The sequence below is a fragment of the Streptomyces montanus genome (genome assembly GCF_005786655.1).
Taxonomy (GTDB): domain Bacteria; phylum Actinomycetota; class Actinomycetes; order Streptomycetales; family Streptomycetaceae; genus Streptomyces; species Streptomyces sporangiiformans.
On sequence record NZ_VBZC01000112.1, the window covers coordinates 392 to 15,654 of the forward strand.

A 15,263-nucleotide genomic window follows, 5' to 3' on the forward strand; every position below is an offset into this window, starting at 1 on the left:
CGACGCCCTCCACAGCCGTCGCCCCACCCCCCGCAGCACACCGATGTCGTCCAGGAAGTCGGTCAGACGCTTCGCCCCGGTCCGCATGACCTCACGACGATGCCCACTGGCCCGCACCTGAGCCAGCGCCTCCCGCTGGTCGAGCCCGACATCCGGATACACCGCGGGATTGATGAAGGCGACGGAGAAGACACGCGCGAACTCACCGGAGGTGACCCGCGTGAACTCCCGCGACCACCGCGGCGCGGTCACCATCTGACGGCGCAGCTCCTCACGGGCGTAGCGGACGTGACGGGCCTCCTCGACGACATGGATACGCGTCACGCCCCGGATCAGCGGCTGGACCCGCTCATCCGGAAACGTCAGCCGCTGCATCCAGTCGAGGACCTCCTCGCCCAACAGCGTCGCCGTGAACGACCCCGGGGTCGTGGAGACCGTCTTGAACAGACGGCCCAGGTTCTGGTGCAGCCGGCTCACCGGGTAGTACGGCGCGCCGCTCCGGCTGATGAGCCGCGCGAACATCTTCGAGTGCCGGCACTCGTCCTCGATCTCCGTGAGCGCGTAGCGCACATGCGCACTCGTCGCCGCCTTGTCGTAGATGTGCCGCACCAGCAGCTGCATCAGGATGACCTCGAACCAGATCCCCAGCGAGGCCAGTGCGGCGGCCTCGTGCCGGGAGAGGAGGATGCGCTGCTCCTCGGACATCCGCCGCCACATCGGCGTCCCGTACAGCGACACCAGCTCCGGCGGCCAGAACCACTTGCCCTCCTCGAGGGGCGCGTCCCAGTCGAGCTCCTTGTCGGGATCGAAGGAGTGCTTCGCGGACGAGGCGAGCAGCCGCTCGGCCACCTGCTCCCGGTCCCTGAGCAGGCCGAGCGCGTCGCGCAGACCTTCGAGTGCGTCGGCATCCGTCACGGTCGTCATGGCCGAGCCACCTCTTCAAAGGTCCGGAGATGCAAGGGAGATGCAAGGGAGAGCAAGGGGGGTTACCGGCGGTCGCCTTGTATGAGACTAGATGTCAGCAAGGTCGTCAATCCCTTGTGCGAACTTGTTGACACCGTGTCTACCACGCGAGAGCCTGCGGACTATGCCGACGTATGAGCTCTACGCCAAGGACCCTGGAGACCCTCTCTGGCAGGTGCCCGCGAGCGGCGCGGCACGCTTCAGCTGGGAGTACGACGACGGACGAGACCGGCTGTTGGCCCTGTACCAGAAGGGCAAGGACAAGCAGTGGGACGGACAGCGGCGCATCGACTGGGACCTCGAAGTGGATCCCCAGGACCCACTCGGTATCCCCGACGAGTCGCTCAGCCTGTACGGCACCCGGCACTGGGCGAAGCTGACGGAGCGGGACAAGGGCGAGCTGCGCCAGCACTACGCCTCCTGGCAGTTCAGCCAGTTCCTGCACGGCGAGCAGGGCGCGATGGTGTGCGCGGCCCGGATCGTCGAGTCGGTCCCCGACCTGGACGCCAAGTTCTACTCCGCGACGCAGACGATGGACGAGGCCCGGCACGCGGAGATCTACGGCCGGTTCCTGCACGAGAAGATCGGGATGCTGTACCCGGTCAACGACAACCTGCAGTCCCTGCTCGAAGACACGCTGCGCGACTCGCGCTGGGACATGCCGTACCTCGGGATGCAGGTCCTCATCGAGGGCCTGGCGCTCGCCGCCTTCGGCATGATCAGGGACACCACCGACAAGCCGCTGCCCCAGCAGATCCTCGCGTACGTCATGCAGGACGAGGCGCGGCACGTGGCGTTCGGCCGGATGGCCCTGCGCGACTACTACCGGCAACTGTCCGACGCCGAACTGCGCGAACGCGAGGAATTCGTCATCGAGGGCTGCTACTTGATGCGCGACCGGCTGCGCGGAGTCGAGGTTTTGGAGAACTTCGGTATCTCCTCGGCGGAGGCCGAGGAGTACAGCGAACAGTCCGAATTCCTGGCGCTGTTCCGCCAGTTGCTCTTCAGTCGCATCGTCCCCTGCGTCAAGGACATCGGCCTGTGGGGCAAGCGCCTCCAGCAGGCGTACGTCGACATGGGCGTCTTCGAGATGGGCAACTCCAACCTGGACCTCCTCATGGCCCAGGACGAGGAGATCGCAGAGAAGCTGGACGCGGAGCGTTTCGCTCAGGAGGAACGGGAAAGGGTCGCGGAGGTGGACGACGCGATCGACGCGGGGGCTTCCTGAAAACAGTCCCGCTGTGGGGCGTCGCGGGAGCCGGATTTGCGCCACTCGTGACGCGTCGGCCTGAAAATCCGTTGTGCGTCACCGACCAAGGCCTTGCATCATCGCGACATGAACGAGCCGACATCCGCCGCCACGCCCACGCCGGCCCACCGCATCGCCGCCCGCCGCAGCCTCGAAGGCCTCGCCCTCGGGGACGCCTTCGGCGAGCGCTGGTTCCCCCTCTTCCGTGACCCGCAACAGGCGTACGAGGAGATCCGCGCCCGGCGTACGCCCGAGGAACCGCAGTGGCACTGGACGGACGACACGGCGATGGCGCTCGGTGTGCAGCGGGTGCTCGACGAGTACGGCGAGATCCGGCAGCCCGCGCTGGCGCGCGTCTTCGCCCTCGGCTACGCCGCCGACCCCGCGCGCGGCTACGGCTACGGCATGCATGAGCTGCTGCCCCGGCTCCTCGAAGAGCCCGACCGCTGGGTGGAGCTGGCGAGCGGGCTCTTCGACGGGGAGGGGAGTCTCGGCAACGGCGCGGCGATGAGAGCGGCGCCGCTGGGTGCCTGGTTCCGGGACAGCCTGCTGCGCGTCGTCGAGCAGGCCATGCTGTCGGCCCAGGTCACCCACGCCCACCCGGAGGGCATCGCGGGCGCGATCGCCGTGGCCGTCGCCGCCGCGCTGTCCACGCGGGGGGAGCTGAGCATCGACGCCGTGGCGGACTCGACGCCCGACAGCGCCGTACGGGAAGGCCTGCTGCGTGCCGCGCGGCTGGCCTTCGACACGGAGCCCTGGAAGGCCGCGGACCTTCTCGGCAACGGCGCGCGCGTGCGGGCCGACGACACCGTGCCCTTCGCCGTGTGGTGCGCGGCCCGTCACCCGGACGACCTGACGTCCGCGCTGTGGACCACGGCGGAGGGTTTCGGCGACGTCGACACGACGTGCGCGATCACGGGCGGCATCGTCGGCGCGCGGACCGGCGTCGACGGCGTCCCGGAGGAGTGGCTCCGCCGACGGGAACCGTTGCCCTAGCCGGGCGGGACGGGGGGTGGTGCGGTTGTGCGTCGGGTGCGGGTTGCGTGTGGCCGGGCGCGCCCACGCGGCGGAGCCGCATATGTCGCAGCCCCGCGCCCCTAAAGAGGCGCGGGCTCGTCCGCCCGTGGTGCCAGCGGGTGGGCCTGCTGCTCTGGGAACGTCGTGCGCAAGTTGAATGCGTAGGCAGTCGCGCCGTGCGCGCGCAGATGCAGCAGCCGCTCCTCCGCCTCCGCGACCGTCGGCCGGTGACCCGCCGGGACCCACCACAGTGCCGTGACCGCTTCCCGCAGGTGCTCGAACCACTCGCGGCGGCGGGCCAGCAGTTCCCGGTGCTGCCCCTGGTACATGAACGCCGTGAGCGCGTTGGTGTCCCGCCACACCGTCAGGTTGACGATCAGCCAGTCGTCGCCGAAGACCGGGACATCCGTCGCGTTGCCCGAGTCGCTCTGCAGACGCCAGACGAACCCGTCGGCCGCGTCGGCGACCGCGTTCACCGGGTCGAGCGCGTCGACGAAGTCCTTCAACTGAGGGGAGTCCAGCGGGGCCTTGAGACGGGCGATGTTGACCTGGGCGAGTTCGTACGCGGCAGATGTGGTCATGTACCGAACGATAGGTCGGTTGGGTGCGGTTGCCCCAGACCCGTCTCATCCCGCGAACAGTAACCGTCTCGGAGCCGTCAACGGCCCAGGCCGGCACGTGAGTTCAGCACCTCCTTCATCACGGCCCGGGCGATCGGCGCCGCGTCCCCGCCGCCGCTGATGTCGCCCCGGTCGGCCGACGCGTCCTCGACGACGACCGCGACGGCGACCCCCGGGGTCATGGAGTCGTCGGCCTGGGCCCAGGAGATGAACCAGGCATACGGCAGCCCCGCGTTGTCGACGCCGTGCTGCGCGGTACCGGTCTTGCCGCCGACGGTGGCGCCGCGGAGGGCGGCGTTCCTGCCGGTGCCCTCCCTCACCGCGTCCGTCATCAACTCCCGCATCCGCACGGCGGTGGCCGGGGTCATGGCCCGGTGCAGGGGGCGCGGCCCCGGGGTCGAGACCGTGGCGCCGGCGGCCGTGGTCGTCCGCTCCACCAGATGCGGTGTGCGCACCGAGCCGCCGTTCGCGACGGCCGCCGAGACCATCGCCATCTGCAGGGGCGTCGCCCGTGTGTCGAACTGGCCGATGGAGGAGAGCGCGAGCTGCGCCCTGTCCGCCCCCGTGCCGAAGGTGCTGGGAGACACCGGGAACGGGATCCTCATCCGGTGGTCGTTGAAGCCGAAGGCGGCCGCCGTGCCCGCCATGCCCGCCGGGCCCACGTCCACGCCCAGTTTGGCGAACACCGTGTTGCACGACCACTCGAACGCATAGCGCAGCGACGCGTTCTCGCAGCCCTCGACCGCGTTCGTCAGCTCGGCCGAACTGCCGGGCAGCCGGTACGGGTCCGGGGAGTCGGTGGGCGCGTCCACATCCGTCACCACGCCCGCCTCGAGGGCCGCCGCCGCGGTGACCACCTTGAACGTCGAACCCGGCGGATAGGTCTGCCGGATCGCCCGGTTGAGCATCGGCTTGTCGGCGGCACGGTTCAGCCGTTTCCATGCCGTCACCACCGTCGAGTCCGTTCCGGAGAGCTGCTCCGGGTCGTAGGAGGGGGTGGAGACGAGCGCCAGGATCCGGCCCGTCGACGGTTCGAGCGCGGCCACCGCGCCCCGCCGGCCGCCGAGTCCTTCGTACGCCGCCTGCTGCGCGGCCGGGTTGAGGGTCGTGACGATGTTGCCGCCGGGGTTCCGGGCGCGCGTGAGGTCGTTCCACAGGGGGACCGGGGACAGCATCGGGTCGGTGCCCGAGAGGACGTCGTCCTCGGTGTTCTCCAGGAGAGTCGTCCCGTACGCCTGCGAGGCGAAGCCGGTGACGGGCGCGTACAACGGGCCGTTCCTGTACGTCCGTTCGTAGCGGAGCTGCTCTCCCGAGTCCTCGGAGCCGGTGACCGGCTTTCCGCCGACCAGGATGTCGCCGCGCGGCTGGGCGTAACGGGCGATCAGCAGCCGGCGGTTGGCCGGATTCTCGTCGTACGAGCGGGCCTGGACGATCTGGATGCGCGCCGCGTTCCCGAGGAGGGCGATCAGGAGGAGGACGCAGAACACGGCGGCGTGCCGGATGGTGGGGTTCCCTCCTGGCCGAGCGAGGTCGAGACCCCGGGGGAGGGCGGTCATGAGGCCGCCCTCGCGGGTCGCCGGGCGGCTCTCTCCGGTCTTGTCGCCGGTCATGATGCGGCCTCTCTGTGGTTCTGGCGCCCGAGGTCCTGGTCACCTCCGGTCTGGTGCCCGGCGCTCATGTCCTCGTCGTGCCCGCCGCGTGCCGAGTCGCTGACGCGGATCAGCAGGGCCACGATGATCCAGTTGGTGACGACCGACGAACCGCCCTGCGCCAGGAACGGCATCGGCATCCCGGTCAGCGGGATCAGCCCCGTCACGCCGCCCGCGATCACGAAGACCTGGAGCGCCACGATCGAGGCGAGGCCGACGGTGAGCAGCCGTCCGAACTCATCGCGCAGGGCCAGGCTCGTCCGGTAGCCGCGTTCGACCAGCAGCCCGTACAGCAGGAAGATCGCGGACAGTCCGGCGAGGCCCAGTTCCTCACCCGCCGTCGCCAGGATGAAGTCCGACTTGGCGGCGAAGCCGATGAGGACGGAGTGGCCGAGCCCGAGGCCGGTGCCCAGCATGCCGCCCGCGGCGAACGCGTAGAGGGACTGGGCGAGTTGGTTCGGCCCCAGGCCCGCGTCGACCGATGCGAAGGGGTGCAGCCAGTCCTCGACGCGGGTGTGGACGTGCGGTTCGAACCGGCCGACCGCGAACGCGCCGAGCGCCGCGAGCAGCAGACCCACCGCGAGCCAGCCGGTGCGGCCCGTGGCGACGTACAGCAGGACCACGAACAGGCCGAAGAACAGCAGCGAGGTGCCGAGATCCCGCTCCAGGACCAGGACGGCGACGCTCAGCAGCCAGACCGCGACGATCGGGCCGAGTACCCGCCCGGTGGGCAGCTGGAGTTTCCAGATGCGGCGGCCCGTGTACGCGAGGGCGTTGCGGTTCGCCGCGAGGTAGCCGGCGAAGAACACCGCGAGCAGCACCTTCGCGAACTCGCCCGGCTGGAGGGAGAACCCGGCCACCCTGATCCAGAGCCGGGCGCCGTTCAGGGGAGGGAAGAAGACCGGCAGGACGAGCAGGACCAGCGCGGTGACGACGGAGAGGTACGTGTAGCGCTGGAGCACCCGGTGGTCGCGCAGGAAGAGCACGACCGTGATGAACAGCCCCACGCCGAGCGTCGACCAGACGAGCTGCGCGGTGGCCGCCCGGTCGGCCGGGGTCTCCAGGTCGAGCCGGTAGATCAGTACCAGGCCGAGACCGTTGAGCAGCACGGCGATCGGGAGCAGCAGCGGATCGGCGCGGGGCGCGCGCAGTCGCACCGCGCCATGCGCGAGGAGCGCGAGCACGCCGAGCCCGGCGCCGTAACCGACGGCGCCGGGCGGGACGGTGCCGTTCCTGGCGAGTCCGACGGCGCAGTAGCCGTACACGGAGAGCAGGACGGCCAGGACGATGAGGGTGAACTCGATGCCACGGCGCCGGGGGAGGCGTACAGCGGGAGTGGGCGGGTCTCCCTGCGCTGTCGTTCCGGGCGAGATCATGTCCGGAACGTAGCAAGCGAGGCACCTGATGTCCCGTTATGTCGCGATAATCGGGCTGTTCCGGTGTACCTTGCGGGCGCCGATTCTCAGCACCAGCGGGGCGACGGGCCGATGTTGTTGATGTAGCGCGCCGCGCCCCAGGCCCAGGTGCCGTCCGCCAGGAGGTACCAGAGTGGGTTGCCGTCGACGGTCTCGCCCGGTTGCTTGCAGTAGATCTGGACGATCTCGCCCTGTGCGGCGGTGCGGACCACCGCGCTGCCGCGGGTCGGGGCGTTGCGCAACAGCAGACCGCCGACGGCGGTGACGACGCCCTGGTAGGCGGTGGTGTCGGGGACGGAAACGGGATCGGGGCCGTCCGCGAGAGCGGGGCCGTTCGCGAGGGCGGGGCTCGTTGCGCCGAGGGCGAGTGCACCGGCGGCGGCAGTTATGCCGAGACGGATGAGAGCGGAACGCGGGGACATGGCGACTCCTCCATAAAGGGGCAAATGTGACTGATCGCCACATTAGAAGGAGGCCTCGGAGCGCGCCCGTCGCACTGCGCCATCGGGGGCGGTGGCTGGACCGGGCTCCGGCGCCACCGGGTTGCGCGGCCGTCATTCGGTCAGCTCTTCGAGGAGCCGGGCCGTGTCGAGGCCCGTGCTCAGGTACTCCACGAAGAGCTCGTTGTGCAGCGCCCAGGGAGAGCGGCGGGTGCGGATCAGACGGATCGCCTCTTCGGCGGTGCTGCCCGCGCCGATCAGGGCGTGGGCGACGACCAGTCCCGAGCGGTTGTACCCGTGGTAGCAGCGGACCAGGACCCGGCGGCCCTGCTCGAGCGCCTCCCCGGCGGCCCGCGCGAGCCGCATCACGCCCGCCAGCTGCGTCCCGTCGAGCGGTCCGTCCGGGATCGGCCACACATGGTGTTCGACGCCCGCGTCCGGGCCGTGGCCGGGCAGTCGGAGCAACGTCAGGACCAGGTCGAATTCATCGCGTACGACGGCGAACTCCGGGTGCCCGGAGTGGCCCGTGTACTCGTGTCCGCCCATCCAGAGGTTGGGCACGATCTCGCTCCACGGCCGGTCCGGGACCGGCACATCCGGTTGGTTCCCGCGAGTCCGCAAAGGCACCTCCCCGATCAACTCCTCCCAAAGGTAACCGGCTTCTTGCCCCTGGAGCACCCCGCCTGGTCCCATGGTCGTGGGGTGATGGTGCATGAGCGGACTGCGCGTTGTACCGACCTGGCGGCACGGTCAGGAGCGGTTGTACGTCTGTCTCACGGATGGCAGGAACGTCGCCTGGTACGACAGGGAGGCGGGCCGGGTCAACCTGCTCAGCGAGGACCGGCTGGAGGAGGTGCTCGACGCGCTCGGGCCCTTCCTGACGGGCCCGGTGGCCGTCGGGCCGCCACCGGTGCCGACGGCGGCGGAGCTCGCCCGGCTCACCCTGCACCCGGACGACGACCTCGCGCCGAACCGGCCCGGTGAGGCCCTCCAGATCGCGCTGGACCGTGACCCTTCGTCTCCGCGCCGGCTGCGCCCCGATCCGCGGCGGCGGGCGCTCGCCGCGGAGCAGGCGGTCGGGGAGACGCTGGACGGGCTGGAGGGCGCGGGCTGGCATGTTCTGCACTCGCTCCCGCTCCCGGGCGGCGACCGCATCCACCACCTGGTGATCGGGCCCGGCGGACTCTTCGCCGTCCACACCCTGTACGCCCGCAAGCAGCGGGTTCTGGTGGCCGACCCCATGGTCTCGGTCGGCCGGCGCGAGTCGCGTTCCCTTCTGCGGCGGGTGCGGGGGGACGCGGACCGTGCCTCGTACGCCCTGACGGCGGAGGTCCATCCGGTCCTGGTGCTCCATGGTGCGGCGGGTGTGTCCGTCGCTGATTCGCTGCGTGCGGTGCGCGTTCTGCGGGACGGTGATCTTGTGGCGCTGTCCCGTGCGGGGGGTGTGCTGAAGCCGGCGGATGTCGAGGCGCTGCATGCGGTGGCTCGGGATCGGAATACGTGGCTGCGGGTTTGAGGTGGGGGGTTTTCTTTCCCCAAGCCCACCCCTTCCCGAAACTGGGGGCTGTGCCCCCAGGCCCCCGGGTTGATTTTCGGGTGCGGGTTGTTAGTGGCTTGTCGCGCCCGCGCGGCGGAGCCGCAAATGTCACAGCCCCGCGCCCCTAAAGGGGCACTGGTGCTGCGTGGGTTTGGTCGAACAACGGGGACAGCAGGTCGCCGTGTTTTTTCAGGCGGGGGGTTATGTCGTGGGCGTAGAAGGTCAGGTCGGTGGGGTGGGTGCATCTGGTTAGCTCGGGCCATGTGATCGGGGTGGAGGCCGTGGGGGCGGGGGCGGCTCGGAGGGTGTACGGGGTTGCCGTCGTTTTGCGGGCGGCGTTCTGGCTGAAGTCGACGAAGACCTTCGCCGGACGGAGGCGGCGGGCCATGCGGTGGGTGACCAGGGAGGGGAACTCCGCCTCCGCTTCGACCGCCAGGGCCCTCGCGTAGGACGTGACCTCGTTCGACGGGGTCGGCTCCAGAGGGGCGAGGAGGTGCAGGCCCTTGGAGCCGGAGGTCTTCGCGTAGGCCTCCAGGCCGTCGGCGGCCAGGCGGTCGCGGAGCCACACCGCCACCCGGCAGCACTCGACGATCGTGGCGGGCGCGCCGGGGTCGAGGTCGAAGACCAGGCGGTCGGCGAGGGCCGGGGCGTCCGCGCGCCACTGGGGCGTGTGGAACTCCGTGACCAGGTTCGCCGCCCACATGAGGGAGGCGAGGTCCTGGATCAGGATCATGCGCGCGGGCCCCTCTGAGCGGGGGACCTCGGTCGTCCTGACCCAGTCGGGCGTACCGGGCGGCACGTTCTTGGCGTAGAAGACCTGCCCGTCGTGCCCGTCGGGGTAGCGCAGGAAGGACAGCGGGCGATCGCGGAGGTGGGCGAGCAGTGCGTCCGCCACCGTCGCGTAGTAGTGCAGCACCTCACCCTTGGTGAAACCGGTCGCCGGGTAGAGCACCTTTTCCAGGTTGCTCAGCGCGAGCTTTCGCCCCTCCACCTCGGTGATCGGCGTCATACGATGAGAATCCCACGTAATCGGGAGAAATCGACCTGAAAGGGGTCGAACGTGAGATCCATCTGGAACGGCGCCGTCTCCTTCGGCCTGGTCAGCATCCCGATCAAGCTGGTGAACGCCACCGAGAACCACTCGATCTCCTTCCGCCAGATCCATAACGAGGACGGCGGCCGCATCCGCTACCGCAAGGTGTGCGAGCTGGAGGATCGCGAGGTCTCGGCCGACGAGATCGGCAAGGGGTACGAGGAGGCGGACGGCACCATCATTCCGATCACCGACGACGATCTGGCCTCGCTGCCGATTCCGACCGCCAAGACGATCGACATCGTGGCGTTCATCCCGGCCGAGCGCATCGACCCGCTCCAGATGGACACCGCGTACTACCTGGTGGCCAACGGCGTTCCCGCCGCCAAGCCGTACACCCTGCTGCGCGAGGCGCTGAAGCGAAGCCAGAAGGTCGCCATCGCGAAGTTCGCGCTGCGGGGCCGGGAGCGGCTCGGGATGCTGCGGGTCGTCGAGGATGCCATCGCCATGCACGGGCTGCTCTGGCCGGACGAGATCCGCGCCCCGGAGATCGCCGCACCGGACGCGAGCGTCACCGTCCGCGACAAGGAACTCGATCTCGCGGACGCCCTGATGGACACGCTCGGGGAGGTCGACCTCGACGATCTCCACGACGACTACCGCGAGGCCGTCGAGGAGCTCATCGCCGCCAAGGCCTCCGGCGAGAAGGTCCCCTCCCCTCCCGCCGTCGAAGGGGCCGGCGGCAAGGTCATCGACCTCATGTCCGCGCTGGAGAAGAGCGTCCGCGAGGCCCGCGTCGCCCGCGGGGAGGAGGCTTCCGAGAGCGAGGGCGAAGCCGCCCCCCGTAGGGGCGCCCGTACCGCTCCCAAGCAGGTCAGCGGCAAGAAGTCGACGTCCACGGCGGGAAAGACGGCCGCCGGCCGGAAGACGGTCGCCAAGAAGGCCACCGCCAAGAGCACGGCCAAGAGCACCGCCAAGAGCACGGCCGGGACCGCCGCCAAGAAGACCGCGGCGAAGAAGACCGCAGCGAAGGAAACGGCCACCAAGAAGACGGCCGCCAAGAAGACCACGGCCCGAAAGCGCGCCTGACCCGACGCCCCCCACCGCGCTCCTCGGCACCCTCCGGTCGGACCCCTCGCTCTCACGCCGGGGCGAGCCGCAGCGCCAGTACCGCGTTGTGGCCGCCGAAGCCGAAGGAGTTGCTCAGGGCCAGGTCGCCGTTCGTCGGGAGGGGACGTGGGGTGTCGGTGACCAGGTCCAGGCCGATCGCGTCGTCAGGGTCGTCGCAGCCGATGGTGGGTGGGATCAGGCCGTGGTGGAGGGTGAGGGCCGTGGCCACGGCCTCCACGCCGCCCGCGGCTCCCTGGAGATGCCCGAGGTGGCCCTTGAGGGCGGTCACGGGGACGTGGGCGGTGCCCAGGACGCGGTGGAGGGCGGTCGCCTCGGCCAGGTCGCCGTCGACGGTGGCCGTCGCGTGCGCGTTCACATGGACGAGGTCCGCGACATGGGCGCCGGCGTCCGCGACGGCGCGACGGACGGCCGTGGTGATGCCGTGGCCGGTCGGGTCGGGGGCGGCCACATGGTGCGCGTCGGCGGACAGGCCCCAGCCGGCGGCCTCACAGTAGATCCGCGCACCGCGCGCCAGCGCATGCTCCTCGGCCTCCAGTACGAGGAACCCCGCGCCCTCCCCGTTCACGAACCCGTCCCGGCCCTTCGCGAACGGCCGGGACGGTGTCCCGGCCGCGATGTCGAGCGTGGACAGCGCCCGCATGGAGGCGAACGCCGCCATCAGCGCCGGCGTCACCACCGCCTCCGCGCCCCCGGCCAGCGCGATGTCGACGTGCCCGTACCGTATGCGGTCGATCGTCTGGCCTATGGCCTCCGTGCCCGAGGCGCAGGCGCTCGTCACGGTGCGCGCCTCACCGGTGATGTGCAGGCCGAGCGACACCTGGGACGCGGCCTGCGAGGGGACCGTCATCGGTGTGGTGAGCGGCGAGACCGCGCGCGGGCCCCTGTCGCGCAGCGTCCGGTCGCCTTCGACGAGTACGGGAGCGCCGCCGATGATCGTGCCGACACAGACGCCCACCCGGTCGGGGTCGAGCCCGCTCTCCCGGGTGCCCTCCGCGGCGAGCCCGGCGTCCTGCCAGGCCTCGCGCGCGGCGATGAGCGCGAGCTGGGCGGACCGGTTCATGCGCCGGGCCCGCGGCCGGGGCAGGAGGCCGGCGAGGTCCACGGGCACGGTCGCGCCGGTACGGACAGGAAGCCCGGCGAACTCCGGGCCGTCGAGCTCGCGGATGCCGTGGCGACCGTCGAGCAGCCCCTGCCAGAGCGCGCCGGCACCGACGCCCAGGGGCGTGATGGCGCCCAGGCCGGTGACCACGACACGGCGCCGCGCCTCGACGCTTCGGCGCAGGTTGCCCGGTGGGACCTCGGTGGCGGTGACCGTGTCGGGGATGACCGTGTCCGCGGTGACCGCGTCGGAGGTGAGGGGAGCGTCGGGGGAACGGTGCATCGGCCGGTGCTGCTTTCTGCTCGGGTGGAGTTGCTCGGTCCGGTTCCGGTTCCGGTCCGGTACCGGTCGCGGCGGGCGAACTCCAGTTTCCCCGAGTGGTGTTGACCCCCGGCGCCACCCTGGCCCCGGCGCTCAGCGCCCCCCGTTCCGCAGCTCCCGTGGGCTGACCCCGAAGCGCCGGCGGAAGGCCGTGCTGAGAGTGCTCGCGGAGGAGAAGCCCGAGGAGTACGCGAGGTCCGTGATCGTCAGATGGTCGCACTCCCGGCACTGGAGGCGGTCGCGGACGAGGCGCAGGCGTTCCTCGCGGATCAGTTCGCGCGGGGTGGTGCCGACGCGCTGGAGGGCCAGCTGGATCTGGCGCAACGACCAGCCGAGGGCACGTGCCATGGAGGTCCCGGTCAGGTCGGGATCGGCGGCGTGCTCGCGCACATGGAGGCGGACCATCGCCTCGACCTCCGTCAGTTGCCCCGTCGTGTCCGGGCGGTCGTCCCCGGCGGCGAGCATGAGCAGCAGCTCGACGACGCGGTCGGAGACGGCGTTGAACTCGGAGGCGGTGAGGTGGTCGCGCTCGTCGGACAGGCTCCGCAGCATGGTGTGCACGACGCGCCCCAGCCCGGTGGTCAGGTCGAGGCCGGTGGCCAGCGGCGACTTCCGGTTCAGTGGGCCGTCTATCTCCCGTGCGGGGATGGAGAAGATGATCCCCTGCAGCGACGCGTCGTGCAGCAGCTGAAAGGGCGCCCCCAGCGTCATCAGGCTGCCCGTCCCCGGGGTGAGCCGCGCCTCCTGGTCGTCCTGGCGCAGCACCAGCTCGCCGGAGAGCGGCAGGAGGAACCGGTAGTCCGGGTCCGGCTCGTGGCGCACCGACCGCGGTGTGCGGTTGTACTCGATCTGGTCGCACTGCCAGTTGACGAGCTGGTAGGTGTCGGTGCGCTGGCGGGTCGACCGGCCGTGGAAGGTCTGGGGGTCGGGGGTGGCGTATCTGAAGTCCATCTGGGTCTGCAGCGACTTGATGTGCTCGCTCCAGAAGTCGGTCCGCTCGCGCGGATCCACCTCACCGGTTGTCTGTGACTCCACGATGTAGCTTCCCGCGGGCATTGCTCTTTCCTCCGCCACACAGTGTCCCGGCCGTCGCTGAGAGCGGTCTTCGCCCGGTGACAACGGGCATGTCGGCTACGGCAGTTACGGCCTGTAAGCGTAGTGCATGCATTCCGCTTGCGTGGTCGAAGGATCGAACGCGGGTTGCATATGCCAACAGAAGTGGGGCGGATGTAAAGCAGGGCGTATGTAAAGGGGATGCGTGGTGCGCATGCGCGCCTCTGTGGCCCATGGTGCGCCTGAGGGCAACTTCCCTGCGCGCACACGAAAGTGTGCGCGCCCCCGCTCGCGCTACCGTCGTGCGCTCCGCCAACTCACGCCCGCGTTTGAGGACTTCATGAAGGAACTGATACCGGAGACGGTGTTCGGATGCGTGGCCGTGGGCCTGCTCGCGGTCACCGTGCTGCTGGTGCGCCAGCTCGGGATCACCGCGCGGCTGCGCCGACGCAACGCCGAGCTGTCGGAGGACGTGCGGCTCCGGGACGAGGAAGTACGGCACCTGGTCGCCGTCCGCCTTCCGGCGCTGGAGGAAGCGCCCCAGCAGCCCGTCCCCGTCCCCGGCATCGGCCTGTTCGACGCCCGGCTGTCCGGCACCGGCTTCGCGAAGTGCCTCGACCATGTCCTGGAGCGGTTCTCCACGGCGGTGGAGCACGCGCAGGCCCGCGCCGACCAGTCCGCGAAGGCCGCCCTGAAGTCGTCGATGCGCTCCATCCAGGCCCTGGCCAACGAGCAGCAGGTCGCGATCTCCGACATGCAGGACCGGCACGACCGCCCGGACGTGCTGCGCGACCTCCTCGAAATCGATCACGCCAACGCCCAGTTCGGCCGCCGCGCCCAGGCCATCGCCGTACTGTGCGGATCCTGGCCGGGCCGTCAGCGCTCCACCTCCGCACTGATCGACGTCGTACGCGGCGCCACCTCCCGCATCCGCGACTACCGGCGCGTCCAGATCCACGGGCAGGCCGACATCGCCGTGGAGAGCCGGGCCGTGGAGCCGGTCGTGCTCGCGGTCGCCGAACTGCTCGACAACGCCGCCCGCCACTCGCAGCCCAACACCAAGGTCGAGGTCAACGTCCGGACGGTGCACAACGGTGCCTGCGTGGTGATCGACGACGCCGGCGTCGGCATGGACGCCCAGGCGACGGAACGCTCCGGCGAACTGCTCTCGGGCCGCCACACGGTGGACGTCACCCGGCTCGACGACCCGCCCCAGTTCGGCTTCGCCGTCATCGGTGTGCTCGCCGCGCGCTACGGGTTCAGTGTCTCCGTGGACACGCGCTCCCCGTACGGCGGCGTCCGCACGGTGGTGTTCCTCCCGTCCGCCCTGCTCACGCACCGGGATCCCGCGGAGGAGCTGCCGCCCGTGACCGTTCCGCCGACCCGCCGCACACCCGCGCGTACGCCCGCCCCCGCCTCCGACTCCGCCTCCACGCCCGAACCCGTGTCCGAGGCGCCGGAGCCCGCGTCGGCCGCCTCCTGGGGTCGGCCCCCGCGCGCCGAGACGACCGACCAGGCGCCGGTGGAGGCGTCCTCGGACGGCGCGACCACGGCCGGTGGACTGCCCAAGCGCAGTCGGCGGGTCCCTGAGCAGCGGTCGGTCACCCAGGAGCCCGCGCCCGCGCCCGCTCCGGCACCCGCCTCCGCGGCGGAAGCGCCGGAGCCCGCGCCGGCGGAGGAGCCCTCGGCCGGCGCGACCACGGCCCACGGACTCCCCAAGCGCCGCCGGCGGGCCC

At 70.9% G+C, this 15,263-nt stretch carries 14 protein-coding genes; 5 read left to right on the forward strand and 9 right to left on the reverse strand.

Going from position 1 to position 15,263, the window contains the following annotated elements:
- Window positions 1-924 (reverse strand): AurF N-oxygenase family protein (locus tag FE633_RS45480; RefSeq protein ID WP_138051033.1); only part of this gene is annotated, 924 nt, incomplete at its 3' end.
- A gap of 163 nt (window positions 925-1,087) precedes the next feature.
- Between FE633_RS45480 and FE633_RS45485 the strand changes: the two genes are divergently transcribed.
- Together FE633_RS45485 and FE633_RS45490 are read left to right on the forward strand one after the other, a co-directional pair.
- A complete protein-coding gene (locus FE633_RS45485) occupies window positions 1,088-2,191 on the forward strand; it encodes a ferritin-like domain-containing protein (protein ID WP_138051021.1) in 1,104 nt (367 codons plus the stop codon).
- Between the two features lie 108 nt (window positions 2,192-2,299).
- Window positions 2,300-3,208 carry an ADP-ribosylglycohydrolase family protein gene (locus tag FE633_RS45490; protein ID WP_138051022.1) on the forward strand — a complete coding sequence of 303 codons (909 nt, stop codon included), beginning with the start codon at window positions 2,300-2,302 and terminating at the stop codon, window positions 3,206-3,208.
- Window positions 3,209-3,309: 101 nt separating this feature from the next.
- Here FE633_RS45490 and FE633_RS45495 read toward each other — a convergent pair whose 3' ends face one another.
- The 5 genes from FE633_RS45495 to FE633_RS45515 all read right to left on the reverse strand — a co-directional run bounded on the left by FE633_RS45495 (window position 3,310) and on the right by FE633_RS45515 (window position 7,974).
- Window positions 3,310-3,810: a DUF3291 domain-containing protein gene (locus FE633_RS45495; RefSeq protein ID WP_138051023.1), complete on the reverse strand. Its 501-nt coding sequence runs from the start codon at window positions 3,808-3,810 to the stop codon at window positions 3,310-3,312.
- Window positions 3,811-3,887: 77 nt separating this feature from the next.
- Window positions 3,888-5,405: a peptidoglycan D,D-transpeptidase FtsI family protein gene (locus FE633_RS45500; protein WP_138051034.1), complete on the reverse strand. Its 1,518-nt coding sequence runs from the start codon at window positions 5,403-5,405 to the stop codon at window positions 3,888-3,890.
- Between the two features lie 50 nt (window positions 5,406-5,455).
- Window positions 5,456-6,874, reverse strand: coding sequence for an FtsW/RodA/SpoVE family cell cycle protein (locus FE633_RS45505; protein WP_138051024.1), 1,419 nt, complete (start codon window positions 6,872-6,874; stop codon window positions 5,456-5,458).
- Between the two features lie 86 nt (window positions 6,875-6,960).
- Window positions 6,961-7,335 (reverse strand): SH3 domain-containing protein, encoded by a 375-nt coding sequence (locus FE633_RS45510; RefSeq protein ID WP_138051025.1) that lies wholly within the window; start codon window positions 7,333-7,335, stop codon window positions 6,961-6,963.
- Between the two features lie 132 nt (window positions 7,336-7,467).
- Complete coding sequence (locus tag FE633_RS45515; RefSeq protein ID WP_171060400.1) at window positions 7,468-7,974, reverse strand: protein-tyrosine phosphatase family protein; 507 nt, start codon at window positions 7,972-7,974, stop codon at window positions 7,468-7,470.
- A 91-nt stretch (window positions 7,975-8,065) separates the two neighbouring features.
- Between FE633_RS45515 and FE633_RS45520 the strand changes: the two genes are divergently transcribed.
- The gene (locus FE633_RS45520; protein ID WP_138051027.1) at window positions 8,066-8,869 is read left to right on the forward strand and encodes a nuclease-related domain-containing protein; all 804 of its coding nucleotides are present in this window, start codon (window positions 8,066-8,068) and stop codon (window positions 8,867-8,869) included.
- Between the two features lie 145 nt (window positions 8,870-9,014).
- Here the strand turns inward: FE633_RS45520 and ligD are convergent, their stop codons facing one another.
- Complete coding sequence (gene ligD, locus FE633_RS45525) at window positions 9,015-9,899, reverse strand: non-homologous end-joining DNA ligase (RefSeq protein WP_138051028.1); 885 nt, start codon at window positions 9,897-9,899, stop codon at window positions 9,015-9,017.
- A gap of 51 nt (window positions 9,900-9,950) precedes the next feature.
- Here ligD and ku point away from each other — a divergent pair, with 51 nt between their 5' ends.
- Window positions 9,951-11,012, forward strand: a complete 1,062-nt coding sequence (gene ku, locus FE633_RS45530) for a non-homologous end joining protein Ku (protein ID WP_138051029.1) — start codon at window positions 9,951-9,953, stop codon at window positions 11,010-11,012.
- A gap of 52 nt (window positions 11,013-11,064) precedes the next feature.
- Here ku and FE633_RS45535 read toward each other — a convergent pair whose 3' ends face one another.
- Together FE633_RS45535 and FE633_RS45540 are read right to left on the reverse strand one after the other, a co-directional pair.
- Window positions 11,065-12,435, reverse strand: a complete 1,371-nt coding sequence (locus tag FE633_RS45535) for a beta-ketoacyl-[acyl-carrier-protein] synthase family protein (protein WP_138051030.1) — start codon at window positions 12,433-12,435, stop codon at window positions 11,065-11,067.
- A gap of 132 nt (window positions 12,436-12,567) precedes the next feature.
- Entirely contained in the window at window positions 12,568-13,530 is a 963-nt protein-coding gene (locus tag FE633_RS45540; protein ID WP_138051031.1) for an AraC family transcriptional regulator, read from the reverse strand.
- A gap of 337 nt (window positions 13,531-13,867) precedes the next feature.
- Here FE633_RS45540 and FE633_RS45545 point away from each other — a divergent pair.
- Window positions 13,868-15,263: ATP-binding protein (locus FE633_RS45545; RefSeq protein WP_138051032.1), on the forward strand; the 1,396-nt coding region annotated here is incomplete at its 3' end.

Excerpts from the sequence above, each read along its gene's own strand:
- FE633_RS45510 (WP_138051025.1), bottom strand. The coding sequence starts at position 7,335 with ATGTCCCCGCGTTCCGCTCTCATCCGTCTCGGCATAACTGCCGCCGCC.
- FE633_RS45485 (WP_138051021.1), top strand. The coding sequence starts at position 1,088 with ATGCCGACGTATGAGCTCTACGCCAAGGACCCTGGAGACCCTCTCTGG.
- FE633_RS45500 (WP_138051034.1), bottom strand. The coding sequence starts at position 5,405 with ATGACCGCCCTCCCCCGGGGTCTCGACCTCGCTCGGCCAGGAGGGAAC.
- FE633_RS45540 (WP_138051031.1), bottom strand. The coding sequence starts at position 13,530 with ATGCCCGCGGGAAGCTACATCGTGGAGTCACAGACAACCGGTGAGGTG.
- ligD (WP_138051028.1), bottom strand. The coding sequence starts at position 9,899 with ATGACGCCGATCACCGAGGTGGAGGGGCGAAAGCTCGCGCTGAGCAAC.
- FE633_RS45495 (WP_138051023.1), bottom strand. The coding sequence starts at position 3,810 with ATGACCACATCTGCCGCGTACGAACTCGCCCAGGTCAACATCGCCCGT.
- FE633_RS45490 (WP_138051022.1), top strand. The coding sequence starts at position 2,300 with ATGAACGAGCCGACATCCGCCGCCACGCCCACGCCGGCCCACCGCATC.
- FE633_RS45535 (WP_138051030.1), bottom strand. The coding sequence starts at position 12,435 with ATGCACCGTTCCCCCGACGCTCCCCTCACCTCCGACGCGGTCACCGCG.
- FE633_RS45520 (WP_138051027.1), top strand. The coding sequence starts at position 8,066 with ATGAGCGGACTGCGCGTTGTACCGACCTGGCGGCACGGTCAGGAGCGG.
- FE633_RS45505 (WP_138051024.1), bottom strand. The coding sequence starts at position 6,874 with ATGATCTCGCCCGGAACGACAGCGCAGGGAGACCCGCCCACTCCCGCT.